Raw genomic sequence first — 14,675 nt, 5'->3', positions numbered from 1 at the left:
GATACCGCGGAGTATGATCGCACGAACGAGGAGCCACGCTCGAACGCTCGCGGGATGGAACCCCGCGAACGCTCGGGTTCCGCGCCAGCAGTGACGCGTTCACGTTCTCCGGAGGGGTCGATGGCGAGAGGTGAGTCCGTTCTCGAGACCGGCATCGACGCCGCCGCGCTCAAGCCCGCTGAGTGTGACGTCTCGCGGGCGACCGGGCTAGCGTTCGACACCGTGGTGATTGACTACGAGGGTCGCGAGCACCTGCCCGAGCGAGGGACCCTCGAGACGCTCGCCGTCACGCACGAACTGCACCTGACCACCCCCGTGCGGGCCGACGGGTTCGACCCGCTGGGCGACGACTCGCTGCTCGATCGGATTCCCGAGGAGGCACGGCGGGTGCTCGTCGCCGGCCACGCCGCCTACCTCGAGGAATCGGAGCGCTCGCGGGCGCTCGCGCCGCGCTTCGGCGCCGCGATCGCGGAGGCGCCCGACGCCTGGGTCGGCACCGAGGGCGTCGAGCGGATCGCGCTGGCGACGGGCGCGACGCAGTTCGAACTGCTCGGGCGCTCGACGGAGCGGGACGTCCGGGCGCTCCGAGCGGCCGGGTTCGACGGCGAGATCGCCGTCTACGCGCCCACCGTGTTGACCGACGACGCCGACGCGGTGCTCGACGCGGTCGGCGCCTACGTCGCCCGTCGTCGGCCCGTCGCTCGGGCGCTTCCCCCGGACGCGCCGACCGACGCCGGTGCCGAGGGTCGTGCCCGTGACGTGCTGCTCGCTGCGGCCGGGGACTTCGCGCTCGTGGGCACCCCGAAGGCGATCCGCGAGCGGATCGACGGCCTGCGCGAGGCGGGCGCCGACACGATCGTGGGCTATCCCGCCCGCGGGATCGAGTCCTTCCTCGACTGATCGACAGGGCTATCCCTCCTGCGTTCGCCCGTTCACCGATGAGGCCGAACGACGTGGCCGTGATCGGCGGCGGCGCGGTCGGCGCGACGGCCGCGTACGATCTCGTACGCCGTGGCGTGCGCGTCACGCTGTTCGAGCGCGGCGGGATCGCGGGCGAAAGCACCGGCCGGGCGGCCGGCGTGCTCTACGGCGCGTTCGCCGAGGACCGCGACGCCGCGATCGGCCGGCGGTCGATCGAGCGGTTTCGCGAGCTCTCGGGCGAGGGCGACTTCGAGTTCCGCGAGACGCCGTACGTCTGGCTCGCCCGCGAGGGCGACGAGCGGCGGGGAGAGGCGATAGAGACGCAGGTCCGGCGGATGCGGGTCCACGGAGTGGACGTCGAACTCCTCGCTCCCGGGGAACTCGCCGAGGTCGCGCCCGCGCTGCGGACCGACGACGTCGGAGCCGCCGCGGTGGCCCGCGACGCGGGCCGAACCGACCCGGCGAGCTATGCCCGGCTGCTGGTTCGGAAGGCCGAACGCGAGGGTGCAACGGTACGGACTGGGACGACCGTCTCGCTCGACGCTGGGTTCGACGGAGCGGTCGTGCTCGACGACGGGCAAGAGTCGTTCGACGCCGTGGTGGTGGCGGCCGGCGCGCACACGAAACGACTGCTCGCCGACGCCGGCCATCGGATCGCGACGAAACCCTACCGGGTGCAGGCGCTGACCGCCGGGTTTCAGGCCCGAGGCGAGCCAAACGGGAGTCGACGGACGACCGACGACGCCGGAGTGCCGATGGTCTACGACGCCACCGCGGGGTTCTACCTCCGGCCCCACCCCGACGGACTGCTGATCGGCGACGGCACCGAGGAGGTCGAATCGGACCCCGACGAGTGGGAACGCGGCGCGGATCCGGAGTTCGTCGAGAGCGCGCTCGAGCGGGCGGGCGAACGGCTCGCCGTCGAGGGACTCGCCGTCGAGGAGGCGTGGGCGGGTCTCTGCACGGCCACTCCCGACCGGAACCCGCTTCTGGGCTGGCTCGACGAGGACCGAGGCCTCTACGTCGCGACCGGCTGGCAGGGCCACGGGTTCATGCGATCGCCGGCGCTGGGCGAGCGGATCGCACGGGAGCTATGCGGCGAGCCGGGGATCGACGCGTTCGATCCGACGCGCTTCACCGGCGAGGAGGAGTTCGCGATCGTCGAGGGGATGGCCGTCGACTGATCGGTCAGGCGTTCCCGACCGGTTCGTCGGGGTCGACGTCCGGGTCCTCGTCGTCGGCGATGCCGTCCGCGTCGAAGCCGGCGTCCGCACCGTCGTCGAAGTCGTCGGTTCCGACGCCGACGTCGGAGTCGGCCTCCGCCGCGGTCTCCTCGATCTCGACGGTAGTGACGTTCGCGTCGACCTCTCGTTTGGGGATGTGGACCTGCAGCGTGCCGTTCGTCCGCAGCGTCGCGGTCGCCGAGTCCGCGTCGACCGCGTCATCGGGCAGCCGCACCCGGCCGTCGAGCGAGAGTCCGCGACCGGGAAAGCGCATCTCGAAGTCCTCGTAGAACTCCCGAAACCGATCCATGCGGACGAGCACGTCGCCGTCGGCGAACCGGACCTGGACGTCCCGTTTCTCGACGCCGGGAGCGTCGAACACCACGAGGTAGGCGTCCTCGCTCTCGAGCAGATCGGCGCCCAGCGGTCGGCTCTCCTGGACCCGGCTCGCGACGCGTCCGACGCTCTCGGCGACCCGGTTGCCGATCGATCGGCCGACCTCCCATACGTTCATAGCTCGACCGCCTCGAGGCAGTCGACGCCGCCACAGTAGGGACACTGGAAGTCGTCGACGCCCACGTCGTCGGGCATGTCGTAGGTGTAGTGGAGTTCGAACATGTCGAGTTCACAGTCGTCGTCCGTACAGACGAGTTCCAGGGTCGCTGGCATGGATCGGCGTACGGCTGCCAGACGCATAAACGCCCGGCATGCCGCCGGTTGCCGGGGCGTGCGACCCCGGTCCGGTCGCCAGTCGTCGGGGTCACGCATCTACCTTCCCCATCCACAGCCGACCATGACAGAACGGACGCTGGATGGATCCGGTCCGCGTCGTGACGGGGCCGACGAACGGCCCGGGAAACCCACGAACGGGTCGAGGAGTCGAAGGGAGAGAACGGACGGCCCGACGTCTGAGGCAGACCGGCGAGCCGTTCGGTACAACCGTAGTCGCCGTCCATCGTTTTATGGATCGAACCCGAAGCGCCGGCCATGCGACTCGGCATCGTCTCGGACACCCACGACAACGTCGCGGCGATCGAGCGAGCGACCGAGCGGTTCCGCGAGGAGGGCGTGGAGACGCTGATCCACTGCGGCGACTTCATCGCGCCGCCGGTACTCCCCTTCTTCGAGGACTTCTCGCTCCACGGCGTGCTCGGCAACAACGACGGCGAACTCGAGGGGCTCGAGGCCGGCTTCGAGGCGATAGACGGCGAGCTCCACGGCCGCTTCGCCGACCTCGAGCTGGGCGGGAAGCGTTTCGCGGTGCTCCACGGCGAATCGAAGGAGGAGGTCGAGGGCTACGCGGAGTCCGGCGAGTACGACTACGTGCTCTACGGCCACCACCACGAACGCGAGCGCCGGGAGGTCGACGACACCGTCGTCGTGAACCCCGGGGCGCACTTCCCGACGGTACCGGAGGAACACCGAACGGTGGCGATCCTCGACACCGAGACGGACGAGGTGCGGTTCCTCGAGGTCAGGGTGTAATCGCTTTTGTCGTTCGGGCGACTAGGACCTCCATGACCGATCCGGCGGATCTCTCGGTGACGCTCGTCGACGGCTACGTCGACGAGCCGGCGCACTTCGGCGTCCCTCCCTACATCTCGACCTACCCACGGTACACGGCGGGCGCGCTCGTCGACGCGGGCGTCTCCCCCGGGAACGTCACCTACCACACGATCGACGAACTACGCGATGACCGGTCGAAGTGGCGCGACGTCGAGGAGGCGGACCTGATGATCTACATCGGCGGGATGACCGTCCCCGGAAACTACGTCGGCGGAACGCCCGCCGAGCCCGACGAGGTGAAGAAACTGGCGTGGGTGTCTCGGGGGACTTCGTTGATGGGCGGACCCGTGCGGTTCGGCGTCGGCGAGGAGAACGCCGGTGCACAGGACATGGAGCGGAAGGACCTCGACTACGAGTTCGTCGCGAAGGGCGACGTCGAGGCCGCCGCCTACGACCTGGTCGACGGCGGACTCGAGGGGTTCGGCGACCGGATGCGGAGCAACGAGGAGATCGACCGGTGGGCACGGAAGGGTGCGTTCGTGATCGAACAGCACCCCAACCACCCGGACTACCTGATCTGCGAGATGGAGACGTCGAGAGGGTGTGCCTACCGGTGTTCGTTCTGCACCGAACCGCTCTACGGCGACCCCGCGTTCCGCAGCGCCGAGAGCGTGGTGAAGGAGGTCGATGGGCTCTCGGATCGCGGCGCTCGGCACTTCCGACTGGGACGCCAGGCCGACATCCTCGCGTTCGGCGGCGACGGCGAGGCACCCAACCCCGACGCGCTCCGCGAGCTCTACGGCGGCATTCGCGAGGTCGCGCCCGACCTCCGGACGCTGCATCTCGACAACATGAACCCCGTGACGATCGTCGACTACCCGGAGCGCTCGCGCGAGGGGATCCGGACCATCGCCGAGCACAACACCCCCGGCGACACCGCCGCGTTCGGCCTCGAGAGCGCGGATCCGGTCGTCCAGGAGGAGAACGACCTGCTGGTCACCGCCGAGGAGTGCCTCGAGGCGGTACGCGTCGTCAACGAGGAGGGCGGCTGGCGACCGGGCGAGGAGCCCGGATCCGGTCCCGCAACTGGCACCGACGCCCCGAACCGCCTTCCCAAACTCCTGCCGGGGATCAACCTCGTCCACGGGCTACAGGGCGAGCGCCGCGAGACCTACGAGCACAACAAGCGCTTCCTCCAGCGGGTCTACGACGAGGGGCTGATGCTACGGCGGATCAACATCCGCCAGGTGATGGCGTTCGCAGGTACGGAGATGGGCGAGACCGGCGCGGAGATCGCCCGCGAGCACAAGCAGCTGTTCAAGACGTACAAGCGCGAGGTCCGCAAGGAGATCGACAATCCGATGCTGAAGCGGGTCGTGCCGCCGGGCACCGTCCTGGAGGACGTCCACCTCGAGTACCACGAGGACGGCCGGACGTTCGGCCGCCAGCCCGGCACCTACTCGCTGCTGATCGGCATCCCGGGCGAGCGCGAACTCGGGCGGACGATCGACGTCGCGGTCGTGGACCACGGCTACCGATCGGTGACCGGCGTCCCCTACCCGCTCGACCTCAACGGCGCGAGCATGGACGAGCTCACGGCGATCCCCGGTGTCGGCCGGTCGACGGCGGGCGACATCGTCGTCGGCCGACCCCACGAATCAGCGCGTACACTCAAGGAGGAACTCGGCGTCGACCTGGGTCGATTCGCGTGAGCGACTGAGGACGAAACGGTCGCGCTTGTAAGAAGATAGCGGTGTGGTCCGCGAGCGAACGTCGTTCGCTCGCGGTTTTTTAGTGCAGGTTTTTGCGGCGAGCGGGTCGCGAAGCGACCCCGAGTCGGAAAAACGTGCGTTATAGCGTCTCCTCGATGACCTCGCCGACCGCGAAGTTCGACTTGACCTCGCTGATCTCGACCTTGACCTGTTCGCCGATCTCGGCGCCGGGGACGATGATCACGTAGCCGCGCTCGACGCGGGCGATGCCGTCGCCCTGTTTGCCGATGTCCTCGATCTCGACGTAGCGGATCTCGCCCTGTTCGACCGGCGGCTGTGGCTCGGTCGACGGGCGCGACGAACGGCTCGATTCGCCCGACTCGCTCTCGATCGCCTCACGTGAGATGAGCGCGACGCGGTAGGTTTCGCCGGAATCGAGAGAGCCGGTCTCGATCTCGCTCTCGGGGACCTCGACGACGTAGCCGTCGTCGGTCTCGGTGAGCTCGGCGTTGAACAGACACAGGAGTTTATCAGATATTTCCATGGAGACCTCCGGACTAGCCGTCGGCGTCGCGCGTTATAGAAGTGTCGCCGGCCGTTACGGAGGTTCCGTCGCCCCGTTTCGGTCCCTCGGAGTCGTGGACGACGACCTCGCCCGGAGCACGCTCGACCGGTCGGTAGTTCTCGCGAACGCCGATCGCCTCCTCGAGTTCGCGGATCGCGCGTTCTTTCAGGGCTTCGGCCAGCTCCTCGGCGTCCTCGCGATCGATCTCCCGGCCGAGTCCCTCGCACTCGTGGGCGCGGACGGGTCCCTTACGGTCAACTGCCTCGCCCATCGGCTGGCCTCCCTCCGAGTCCTCGGAGAGAACGACGCTGAAGGGGTAGGTCCGACAGATCAGCGGGCGATCCTCGTGGACGGTGCAGGCGCCGACGCCGTCCTCCTCCTCGTAGAAGGTGCAGTCGCCACAGCCGTCGGTCGCGAGCGCCCACTCGAAGGTCTCGCCCTCGCCGTCCTCGCCCGCGTCGAGTCCGTACGGCATCGGACGGGCGACGTCGCGCCAATCGTAATCTCCACGTTCCTGCAGCTCGCGCACCTCGTCGGGGAACACCGTGGCGGTGTGGGGATCCTCGGCCTCGCTCTTACAGCAGGCCCCACATCGGGTGCACTCGAAGCCGATCGACTCGATGGCGTCCGCGAGCTTCCCCGGGTCCAGCGCTCGCGCGCGATCGAGTTCGGTCTCGAGCGACTCCATACCTCGAGAAGCGGGCCGCCGGCCAAAAGCCCGTCGCCGGGCCGTCTACGTGGGACGGGCCCGCGTACCGTCGAACTCGACCCGACCCTCCTCGGCGAGCTTCGCGAGGTGGGTGCGGACCGTCGCGCTCGCGAGCTCCTCGAGCCCCGAGAGTTCCTTCTCGTAGGCGGCGTCGCGGATCCCCTCGACGGTTCGATTACCGTCCTCGACCGCGCGAAGCACCCGCCGTTCGCGTTCGAGCCGGTGGTCGATCAGCCACTCCAGCCGTTCCGCGGGCGCCTCAATCGGTTCGCCGTGGCCCGGAAGCAGGCGAGAGGGCTCGCGCTCGCGGATTCGACGGAGCGAGTCGAGGTACGCTCCCATGTCGGCGCCCTCGCCGCCGACGAAGACGCTGCTCTCGGCCATCGCGAGGTCGCCACAGAGGACGGCGTCGTCGGCGGCGAACGCGACGTGATCGGGAGCGTGGCCGGGCGTCTCGAGGACGGTGAGGCTGCCGATCGAGTCACCGTCCTCGAAGCTCCGGTCGGGATCGACGCCCGTCGCCTCACGCAGTCGGTCCTCGTGGCCCGAGAGCGCCCAGACCGTTCGGGAGTCGGCGTACTCGGCCAAAGCGCCGACGTGATCCGGATGGGTGTGCGTGACCGCGACGTGCGAGGCGTCCACGGCAGCCGAATCGAGGGCGTCGCTCCGGGTGGCGGGGTCGACGACGAGGTCCCCGACGACGTAGGCGTTCGTCGCACCGGCTGGAGCGCTGGTGGTCGTCGGAACGGGGAATCGATCGATCCTCATGGCGATCGCGTTCGGGGAAGAAGCCGCTATCGACGCAGGTGATAGACCTGCTTTCTCGCGTCGCGGAAGCTGTACCGGGAGACGACGATGTCGACCTCCTGGAGACGGTTCAGCGCGTAGCGCACGGTTCGATCGGGCAGGAGCGACTCCTCGGCGAGCTGGCCCTGCGAGAGCGGCGCGTCGGTCTCGAGGACCTTCGCGACGAGCTTCGCGCTCGGCGGCAGTTCGACGAGCCTCTCCCTGTACTCCTCCTCCGAGAGGATCGTCTCGCCCCCCATGGCGCGGTCCTCGGTACTGGTGCTCATACCCCTTCTCGCCGCCTCCCGGTGGTAAACCTTGGCTATATGGAGGTGGAAACAATATATACACCGTAAAGAGTATTATTGTCATACCTACTGGTCGCCTTTGACTAGAGGATAACTCGAACCGATCGACGAGAGCGGTGCCGTTCGCGGTGGGACGAACGCTCGATTTCCCGATCGACGGGACGGCCCGTCGCTCCCGGCGACGGGAGACGGCAGGGTTTTATTCCCCGGCGGGAGTAGCAGGGGTCGTGAAGGGCAAGGAGTGGTACCAGACGGCGGAGGTCGCGGAGGAATACGAGGACAAGCGCTTCTCCCGCGGCGGCCGCCTGATCGATCGCCGGGAGAAGGAGGCAGTGCTCTCGGCGCTCGACCCCCTCGAGGGAAAACGAGTCCTCGAGATCGCCTGTGGTACCGGGCGGTTCTCGGCGATGCTCGCCTCGCAGGGCGCGGACGTGATCGGTCTCGACATCTCGGACGCGATGCTGTCGCAGGGCCGCGAGAAGGCCCATCGGAGCGGCGTCGATGATCACTTGGAGTTCGTCCGCGGTGACGCCTCCAGACTCCCGTTTCCCGACGATCACTTCGACGCGGTGTTGGCGATGCGGTTTTTCCACCTGATCCCCAACCCCGACCGGTATCTCCGCGAGATCCGCCGGGTAACCGACGACCAACTGGTGTTCGACACGTTCAACACGCCGAGCACGCGGGCCGTCTACAACTGGCTGCTGCCGATGGGATCACGGCTCTACTCGGAGATGGACGTCCGAGGGATGCTCGATCGGACCGAGTTCGACCTCGTCTCCGCCGAGCACGACTTCCTCGTACCCTACGGTCTCTATCGGGCGATCCCGGGATCGATCGCCGAGGCGATCTACCGGGCCGACGAACGCCTCGGACGAACCGACGTCGGCGAGAACCTGGCGTCGGTTACCTACTGGAACAGCCGGATCCGCGAACAGCCCGAGATCGACCGATAGCAGTTGCGACCTCCGCGGAACGACGGGTTTCATCCACGGAGCTTTTAGTGATGGGAGTCGCTACGGGGTGGTATGGAGTTCTCCGTCGTGGTACCGACGCTCAACGGTCGGCGCCAGCTCGCGGCGTGTCTCGACGCGCTGGAGGAGCGCCTGTCGGACGCCGAGGTCGTCGTCGTCAACGGGCCCTCGACGGACGGAACGAGCGGGATGATCCACGAGCGTTCGGACGTGGACGTGCTCGTCGAGATCGCGGACCGGAACCTCAACGTCGCCAGAAACGCCGGGTTGGACGCCGCGAGCGGCGACGTGGTGGCGCTGCTCGATGAGAGCCACCTGGTCGAGACGACGTGGCTCGCAACGGTGGAGGAGGCGATCGCCTCGGGGGCGGACGTAGTGACCGGCCCGAGCCATCGGCCCGTCCGCGGCGGGGTCACGACCGAGGCGAGGGAGCGTCGGACGATCGCGGGTCGGGAGGTAACCTACTTCGACGGCGGGAACGTCGCGCTGACCCGCGAGGCGATCGAGGAGCTCGACGGCTTCGACGAGTACCTGGAGACCGGCGGCGCTCGCGACCTCGCCCACCGGCTGGCCGGTCAGGGGCGGACCGTCGACTGGCGACCGGGGATGGGCGTCCGGGACAGCATCGAGACCGACGGCGGCGACGATCCGGGGGGCGATCCGCGGATCGTCCGCCACGGACACGGCCGGACGATCGTGGGCGGCGAGATCCAGCAGCGATGGGCCTGGAAGTACCGCTCGCTCGCCTATCGCCTCGCGAAGAACTACGGCCCTCGTCCCACCGTCTTCCGCCGGCTGGCCGGCCATACGACGACCGACGGCGCCACGTCGATCCGTGGCGTGTTGAAGGGCGAGGTCACGCCGACGAGCTGGCTCGGCGGCGGCCGGACGGTCACGACGAGCACGCTCTACGGCCTAAAAGACGGGCTCCGAGCCCGCGTGAGCGACCGGACGTCGAGGCGCAACCCCAACGGCATCTCGAGCCGGAGCGACCGCGCCGTCGAGCGATACGACTGGCATCGTCGCCGTCGACCCCGACGACCGGAGTAGCAAACGTTATATAGAACCGCTAACGACAGTTCATCCGAGCAGTACACATGTCACAGTCATCACAGCGACGCATGGGCGGACGCCCGGTGTTCATCCTCAGCGACGACGCCGAGCGAACGCAGGGCCGGGACGCACAGACCGCGAACATCGCCGCCGGCAAGGCGGTCGCCGAGTCCGTACGGACGACGCTCGGTCCCCGCGGGATGGACAAGATGCTCGTCGACAACTCGGGCGAGGTCGTCATCACCAACGACGGCGCGACGATCCTCGATGAGATGGACATCGAGCATCCCGCGGCACAGATGATCGTGGAGGTCGCCCAGACCCAGGAGGAGGAGGTCGGCGACGGCACCACGACCGCCGCGGTGCTCGCGGGTCAGCTCCTCGCGCAGGCGGAGGACCTCGTCGAGGACGACGTCCACCCGACGACGATCGTCGAGGGCTACAACGAGGCCGCTCGGATCGCCCAGGAGGCGATCGAGGAGCTCACCCTCGAGGAGGAGCCCGACGACGAGCGCCTGCGGGCGGTCGCCGAGTCCAGCATGACCGGCAAGGGCACCGGCGACGTCAGCGCCGAGCGGCTCGCGGAGCTCGTCGTCCGGACGGTCAGGCAGGTCCAGACCGACGAGCGCATCGAGCGCGACGAGATCCAGATCCAGACCCAGGTCGGCGCCAGCTCGGGCGCGAGCGAACTCGTCGAGGGCGTCGTCGTCGACGAGGAGCCCGCCAACGACAACATGCCCCGCTCGATCGAGGACGCCACGGTCGCCGTGCTCGACGTCGAGCTCGACGTCCGACAGGCGAACATCGACGCCGAGTACAACATCACCGACATCGACCAGCTCAACGCCGCGATCGAGGCCGAGGAGAACCAGCTTCGAGGCTACACCGAGGCGCTCTCGGAGGCCGGCGTCGACGTCGCGTTCGTCACGGACGACATCGAGGACCGCGTCGCGAGCGCGCTCGCCGACGCCGGCATCCTCGCGTTCGAGAACGTCGACGACAGCGACGCCCGTGCGGTCGCCCGCACGGTCGGCGCGAAGCGTCTAGGAGCCGTCGAGGACCTCGACGGCGAGGACTTCGGCCACGCCGAGTCGATCCGCGTCGAGACGTACGGCGACGACGAGCTCGCGGTGGTCGAGGGCGGCGCCGAGGCCGAGACCGTCACGCTGTTCGTCCGCGGCGGCACCGAGCACGTCGTCGACGAGCTCGAGCGCGCGATCTCCGACGCGATCGACGTCGTCACCGCCGCGATCGACTCGGGCGGCGTCGTCCCCGGTGCGGGCGCGACCGAGATCGCCATCGCCGAGCGCGTCCGCAGCGAGGCCGCCGGCGTCTCGGGCCGCAAACAGCTCGCCGTCGAGGCGTTCGCCGACGCGGTCGAGGTGCTGCCTCGGACGCTCGCGCGGAACACGGGGATGGACCCGATCGACGCGCTGGTGGACCTGCGCTCGGAGTACGACGCCAGCGGCCGCGCGGGCATCATCTCGAAGGGCCAGTCCGGCGAGGTCGGCGATCCCTTCGAGGAGGGGGTCTTCGACCCCGCCGCCGTCAAGCGTGAGGCCGTCGAGAGCGCCACGGAGGCCGCGACGATGATCGTCCGCATCGACGACGTCATCGCCGCGAACTAACGCCCACCTTTTACTTCGCTCGCCTTCGGCTCGCTTGCAAAAGCAGGACCAGTGCCGGACACAGTCCGGCAAGCAGCCAGAAATCGGAGGTTTCTAGCGCAAAAGCACAGGAGTCGACCACCGGGAGGCTCCTGCTACCGTCACCAGATCGCTGCACGATCTGGTTGGCACACGAAAAGTGCTACGCACTTTTCGGGACGCTCGCTCACCGCTTCGCGGCTCGCTCGTGAGTGTGAGACGCGGGCCGCTACACCGTCGGCAATCCCCATCCACGACGCAGCGCGAGCAGGCGAAGCGCGAGGACGAGTCCGGCACAGCCGATCGTCGCGAGACCGATCGAGATACCGATGGAAACGGCGATCCAGAAGGCTACCCCGCCGATCACGGCAGGGGTCGCATAGAAACCCTCACGGAGGACGACCGGCACACGAACGAGGAGGAGATCACAGAGACTCCCACCGCCGACGGCGGTCAGCGCGGCGAGGACGACGATCCCGAACGGGGTGAGGCCGGCCTCGTAGCCGACGGACGCGCCGGTCGCCGCGAAGGCCGCGAGTCCGACCGCGTCGGGAATCAACACGATCGGGTGATCACGCAGATCGCCGAACGATCGGATGACGACGAGCGCGAGGCCGACGCCCAGAAGCACTACCAGCACGTCGGTCGTCGCGCGGAGCGCGAGCGGGACCTGACCGACGAGGGTATCTCGGACGGTCCCCCCGCCGAGCGCGGTCAGAACCCCGAGAACGACGACGCCGAACAGATCGAGGTCGGCTTCCGCACCCTTGAGCGATCCGACGATGGCGAACGCGAGCAGGCCGATCACGTTCATCAGCGCGAAAGCGTCGCTCATCTCCGAGCACAACTCGACCATCACCCCTATTCACGTGATCGGTGCGGAGTTCGTTCGCCCGAGTCGTCCCGACGAGCCGACGCCGAACCGGTTCGTACGTCGAGCCGGAGCGACCGGCAGGTTCTCGTGTTACGAGTCGATCCCGGTCATCTGCCAGCCCGCGGCGGCGATCGCCAGTCCCGCCAGCGCGATCGCCGCCAGCCCGGGGACGAACGAGCCGGTCGCGTCGCGAAGCGAGCCGACGAGAAACGGCCCCAGAAAACCGCCGATCTCGCCGACGGCGAAGACGAACCCGACCGCCGTCGCAGTGAGACCGGGACCGATCCCCTCCAGTTCGACCGGGATCGCGCGCAACAGCGGCCCGATCCCGCCGAGACCGATCCCGACGGCGACGATGCCGACGGCCGCGGGCGCGAGCGTGGAGTCAGACACCAGCAGGGTCGTCGTCCCGGCGGTCACGAGCAACCCCGCGAGGACGACCGCCGGCCGGCGCGCCGAGTGTCGATCCGACAGGGGTGGAATCGAGAGCGCGCCGACGACCTGTCCGGCGACGAGCACCGTGGTGGTGAGTCCGGCGAGCGCGGGACGGACGCCGCGGGACTCGAAGAGCGTCACGAGCCAGCCCTGCAGGCCGTGGCTCACGAGCAGGTAGGCCGTCCCGATCGCCACGAGCAGCGCCATCGAGCGGTTCGAGAGCACCCGAGCGGCGTCCTCGCGCAGCGAACCGAGCGAGAAGGCCCGTCCGTCGTCCGCGTCGCGGGGGTCGATGCGTCTCGTCCCGAGGAACCAGACGAGCGCGAACGCGATGACGGCGAGGCCGCTGCGGACGAAGGTGGGCCGCCAGCCGCCCAGCGCCGGTCCCAGAACGGGCCGGCCGATCGCGAACGCCGACGCCGATCCCGCGTACGATCCGAGCACGTAGACCGTCGAGGCGGAGCCCACCCTGTCCTCGAGAAAGAGCGCCGCGACGAGTTTGGGAAGCCCGAACGTGATGCCGGTCGCGCCCACCCCCACCAACAGCGTCAGTACGAGCATCGTCGGAAAGCCGGTCGCAAACCCGCGGGCGGCGCCCGCGGCGCCGAAGACCAGCAGGCCGACGCCGATTCCCCAGCGGGGACCGATCCGGTCGATCGCGAGCCCGCTGATCAGCGAGAGCGGGATGTAGGTGAGGGGAACGGCCCCGACGAGCACGCCGGCCTGCCAGCCCGTGAGGCCGAGGTCGTCGATGACCGGCGTGAGAAACGCCGGGAGCAGGAACCAGACGAACAACAGACAGGCGTAGCTCGCGCTCCCGAGGACGAGCGCGAGGTAGCTCCGTCGGCCCGCGGAACGCGTCACGGACCATCGTCCTCGTCGAAGGGGCCTAAACGCGTGGATGTCGGCGATCCGGGAGGGCGAAAGCATTCCATGGCAACGCGGACGCTCAACACGCCTCCGGGAGTATCGCCGTCCATGACGCATCAGGACGCGCGCGAGAAGGCCGAAGAGATCGAGCCACAGGAACAGGACCGACGCCCGGGCGTCGAGGGCGAGATGCAGCCCTCGGCCGAGTTCATCCGCGACGACTACCGGGGAAGCGGAAAGATGGACGGGACGGTCGCGATCGTGACGGGCGGGGACAGCGGCATCGGGCGGGCCGCCGCGGTGCACTTCGCCCGGGAGGGCGCCGACGTCGCCGTCGTCTATCTCGAGGAGGAGGAGGACGCGGCGGAGACGGCCGAGATGATCGAGGCGGAGGGACAAGACTGCCTGACGATCGAGGGAGACGTCCGCGACAGCGCGTTCTGTCAGGCCGTCGTCGAGGAGGTCGCCGAGGAGTTCGGCGGCGTGAACGTCCTGGTCAACAACGCGGCGACGCAGGTCGTCAAGAGCGATCTCGCGGAGATCACCGACGAGCAGTGGGAGGAGACGTTCGCCACCAACGTCCACGGCTACTTCTACATGGCGCGGGCGGTGCTGCCGCACCTGGACGACGGCGACGCGATCATCAACACGACCTCGATCAACGCCTACGTCGGCAAGGCCACGCTGGTCGACTACTCCTCGACGAAGGGCGCGATCGTCGCCTTTACGCGCTCGCTCTCCCAGCAGGTCGCGAGCGAGGGCATCCGGGTCAATCAGGTCGCGCCGGGGCCGATCTGGACGCCGCTGATCCCGGCGACGATCGGCCAGTACGACCCCGAGATGGTCGAGGAGTTCGGCACCGACGTCCCGATGGGACGTCCGGGCCAGCCCAGCGAACTGGGCCCGGCGTACGTCTACCTCGCCTGCGAGGACTCCTCGTACATGACCGGCCAGACGCTGCATCTCAACGGCGGATCGGTCGTCAACGGCTGAACAGAGACCGCCCAACGCGCTTCGAAAACCCGTTTCCGTCGGCTCCGTTCCGAACCGTCATCCGACGCCGTTTCGGACGGTCGGCGATTTCTCAATCGCG

At 68.7% G+C, this 14,675-nt stretch carries 16 protein-coding genes; 8 read left to right on the top strand and 8 right to left on the bottom strand.

The window, feature by feature from the left end; translation table 11 throughout:
* Positions 1 to 120: 120 nt before the first annotated feature.
* Positions 121 to 900, top strand: a complete 780-nt coding sequence (locus tag V0Z78_RS14785) for a DUF7388 family protein (RefSeq protein WP_336345434.1) — start codon at positions 121 to 123, stop codon at positions 898 to 900.
* A 38-nt stretch (positions 901 to 938) separates the two neighbouring features.
* Entirely contained in the window at positions 939 to 2,105 is a 1,167-nt protein-coding gene (locus V0Z78_RS14780) for an NAD(P)/FAD-dependent oxidoreductase (RefSeq protein WP_336345433.1), read from the top strand.
* A 4-nt stretch (positions 2,106 to 2,109) separates the two neighbouring features.
* Here V0Z78_RS14780 and V0Z78_RS14775 read toward each other — a convergent pair whose 3' ends face one another.
* Together V0Z78_RS14775 and V0Z78_RS14770 are read right to left on the bottom strand one after the other, a co-directional pair.
* A complete protein-coding gene (locus V0Z78_RS14775) occupies positions 2,110 to 2,658 on the bottom strand; it encodes an Hsp20/alpha crystallin family protein (RefSeq protein WP_336345432.1) in 549 nt (182 codons plus the stop codon).
* Positions 2,655 to 2,813, bottom strand: a complete 159-nt coding sequence (locus V0Z78_RS14770) for a DUF7559 family protein (protein WP_336345431.1) — start codon at positions 2,811 to 2,813, stop codon at positions 2,655 to 2,657. The genes V0Z78_RS14775 and V0Z78_RS14770 overlap by 4 nt, the downstream gene beginning before the upstream one ends.
* 318 nt (positions 2,814 to 3,131) lie before the next feature.
* On the opposite strand from V0Z78_RS14770, the gene V0Z78_RS14765 reads away from it, so the two are divergent.
* Positions 3,132 to 3,629: a metallophosphoesterase gene (locus V0Z78_RS14765; RefSeq protein ID WP_336345430.1), complete on the top strand. Its 498-nt coding sequence runs from the start codon at positions 3,132 to 3,134 to the stop codon at positions 3,627 to 3,629.
* Positions 3,630 to 3,661: 32 nt separating this feature from the next.
* Positions 3,662 to 5,362: a radical SAM protein gene (locus V0Z78_RS14760; protein ID WP_336345429.1), complete on the top strand. Its 1,701-nt coding sequence runs from the start codon at positions 3,662 to 3,664 to the stop codon at positions 5,360 to 5,362.
* Between the two features lie 139 nt (positions 5,363 to 5,501).
* Here the strand turns inward: V0Z78_RS14760 and V0Z78_RS14755 are convergent, their stop codons facing one another.
* From V0Z78_RS14755 to V0Z78_RS14740, 4 genes are read right to left on the bottom strand one after another with little or no spacing between them, the layout of a single operon-like run.
* The gene (locus V0Z78_RS14755) at positions 5,502 to 5,906 is read right to left on the bottom strand and encodes a TRAM domain-containing protein (RefSeq protein ID WP_336345428.1); all 405 of its coding nucleotides are present in this window, start codon (positions 5,904 to 5,906) and stop codon (positions 5,502 to 5,504) included.
* Positions 5,907 to 5,919: 13 nt separating this feature from the next.
* Positions 5,920 to 6,615, bottom strand: a complete 696-nt coding sequence (locus tag V0Z78_RS14750) for a YkgJ family cysteine cluster protein (protein WP_336345427.1) — start codon at positions 6,613 to 6,615, stop codon at positions 5,920 to 5,922.
* Positions 6,616 to 6,660: 45 nt separating this feature from the next.
* Positions 6,661 to 7,404 carry an MBL fold metallo-hydrolase gene (locus V0Z78_RS14745; protein ID WP_336345426.1) on the bottom strand — a complete coding sequence of 248 codons (744 nt, stop codon included), beginning with the start codon at positions 7,402 to 7,404 and terminating at the stop codon, positions 6,661 to 6,663.
* 26 nt (positions 7,405 to 7,430) lie between these two features.
* Entirely contained in the window at positions 7,431 to 7,709 is a 279-nt protein-coding gene (locus V0Z78_RS14740; RefSeq protein ID WP_336345425.1) for a MarR family transcriptional regulator, read from the bottom strand.
* 248 nt (positions 7,710 to 7,957) lie between these two features.
* Between V0Z78_RS14740 and V0Z78_RS14735 the strand changes: the two genes are divergently transcribed.
* The 3 genes from V0Z78_RS14735 (at position 7,958) to thsA (ending at position 11,385) form a co-directional block, all read left to right on the top strand.
* The gene (locus V0Z78_RS14735) at positions 7,958 to 8,686 is read left to right on the top strand and encodes a class I SAM-dependent methyltransferase (protein WP_336345424.1); all 729 of its coding nucleotides are present in this window, start codon (positions 7,958 to 7,960) and stop codon (positions 8,684 to 8,686) included.
* A 72-nt stretch (positions 8,687 to 8,758) separates the two neighbouring features.
* The gene (locus V0Z78_RS14730) at positions 8,759 to 9,754 is read left to right on the top strand and encodes a glycosyltransferase family 2 protein (RefSeq protein WP_336345423.1); all 996 of its coding nucleotides are present in this window, start codon (positions 8,759 to 8,761) and stop codon (positions 9,752 to 9,754) included.
* Positions 9,755 to 9,825: 71 nt separating this feature from the next.
* Positions 9,826 to 11,385 (top strand): thermosome subunit alpha, encoded by a 1,560-nt coding sequence (gene thsA, locus V0Z78_RS14725; RefSeq protein ID WP_336345885.1) that lies wholly within the window; start codon positions 9,826 to 9,828, stop codon positions 11,383 to 11,385.
* A 247-nt stretch (positions 11,386 to 11,632) separates the two neighbouring features.
* Here thsA and V0Z78_RS14720 read toward each other — a convergent pair whose 3' ends face one another.
* Complete coding sequence (locus V0Z78_RS14720) at positions 11,633 to 12,238, bottom strand: trimeric intracellular cation channel family protein (RefSeq protein WP_336345422.1); 606 nt, start codon at positions 12,236 to 12,238, stop codon at positions 11,633 to 11,635.
* Positions 12,239 to 12,367: 129 nt separating this feature from the next.
* Positions 12,368 to 13,576: an MFS transporter gene (locus V0Z78_RS14715; protein ID WP_336345421.1), complete on the bottom strand. Its 1,209-nt coding sequence runs from the start codon at positions 13,574 to 13,576 to the stop codon at positions 12,368 to 12,370.
* Between the two features lie 114 nt (positions 13,577 to 13,690).
* Here V0Z78_RS14715 and V0Z78_RS14710 point away from each other — a divergent pair, with 114 nt between their 5' ends.
* Positions 13,691 to 14,575: an SDR family oxidoreductase gene (locus V0Z78_RS14710; RefSeq protein WP_336345420.1), complete on the top strand. Its 885-nt coding sequence runs from the start codon at positions 13,691 to 13,693 to the stop codon at positions 14,573 to 14,575.
* The last annotated feature ends 100 nt before the right edge of the window (positions 14,576 to 14,675 follow it).

Source organism: Halalkalicoccus sp. CG83 (assembly GCF_037081715.1).
GTDB lineage: Archaea > Halobacteriota > Halobacteria > Halobacteriales > Halalkalicoccaceae > Halalkalicoccus > Halalkalicoccus ordinarius.
Note: the sequence above shows the minus strand (reverse complement) of the source record. Positions and strands in the feature narration are given on the sequence as shown.

Coding starts and splice junctions, on each gene's coding strand:
- V0Z78_RS14720 (WP_336345422.1), bottom strand. CDS start 12,238: ATGAGCGACGCTTTCGCGCTGATGAACGTGATCGGCCTGCTCGCGTTC.
- V0Z78_RS14740 (WP_336345425.1), bottom strand. CDS start 7,709: ATGAGCACCAGTACCGAGGACCGCGCCATGGGGGGCGAGACGATCCTC.
- V0Z78_RS14775 (WP_336345432.1), bottom strand. CDS start 2,658: ATGAACGTATGGGAGGTCGGCCGATCGATCGGCAACCGGGTCGCCGAG.
- V0Z78_RS14710 (WP_336345420.1), top strand. CDS start 13,691: ATGACGCATCAGGACGCGCGCGAGAAGGCCGAAGAGATCGAGCCACAG.
- V0Z78_RS14765 (WP_336345430.1), top strand. CDS start 3,132: ATGCGACTCGGCATCGTCTCGGACACCCACGACAACGTCGCGGCGATC.
- V0Z78_RS14760 (WP_336345429.1), top strand. CDS start 3,662: ATGACCGATCCGGCGGATCTCTCGGTGACGCTCGTCGACGGCTACGTC.
- V0Z78_RS14745 (WP_336345426.1), bottom strand. CDS start 7,404: ATGAGGATCGATCGATTCCCCGTTCCGACGACCACCAGCGCTCCAGCC.
- thsA (WP_336345885.1), top strand. CDS start 9,826: ATGGGCGGACGCCCGGTGTTCATCCTCAGCGACGACGCCGAGCGAACG.
- V0Z78_RS14770 (WP_336345431.1), bottom strand. CDS start 2,813: ATGCCAGCGACCCTGGAACTCGTCTGTACGGACGACGACTGTGAACTC.
- V0Z78_RS14755 (WP_336345428.1), bottom strand. CDS start 5,906: ATGGAAATATCTGATAAACTCCTGTGTCTGTTCAACGCCGAGCTCACC.
- V0Z78_RS14785 (WP_336345434.1), top strand. CDS start 121: ATGGCGAGAGGTGAGTCCGTTCTCGAGACCGGCATCGACGCCGCCGCG.
- V0Z78_RS14750 (WP_336345427.1), bottom strand. CDS start 6,615: ATGGAGTCGCTCGAGACCGAACTCGATCGCGCGCGAGCGCTGGACCCG.
- V0Z78_RS14730 (WP_336345423.1), top strand. CDS start 8,759: ATGGAGTTCTCCGTCGTGGTACCGACGCTCAACGGTCGGCGCCAGCTC.
- V0Z78_RS14780 (WP_336345433.1), top strand. CDS start 939: ATGAGGCCGAACGACGTGGCCGTGATCGGCGGCGGCGCGGTCGGCGCG.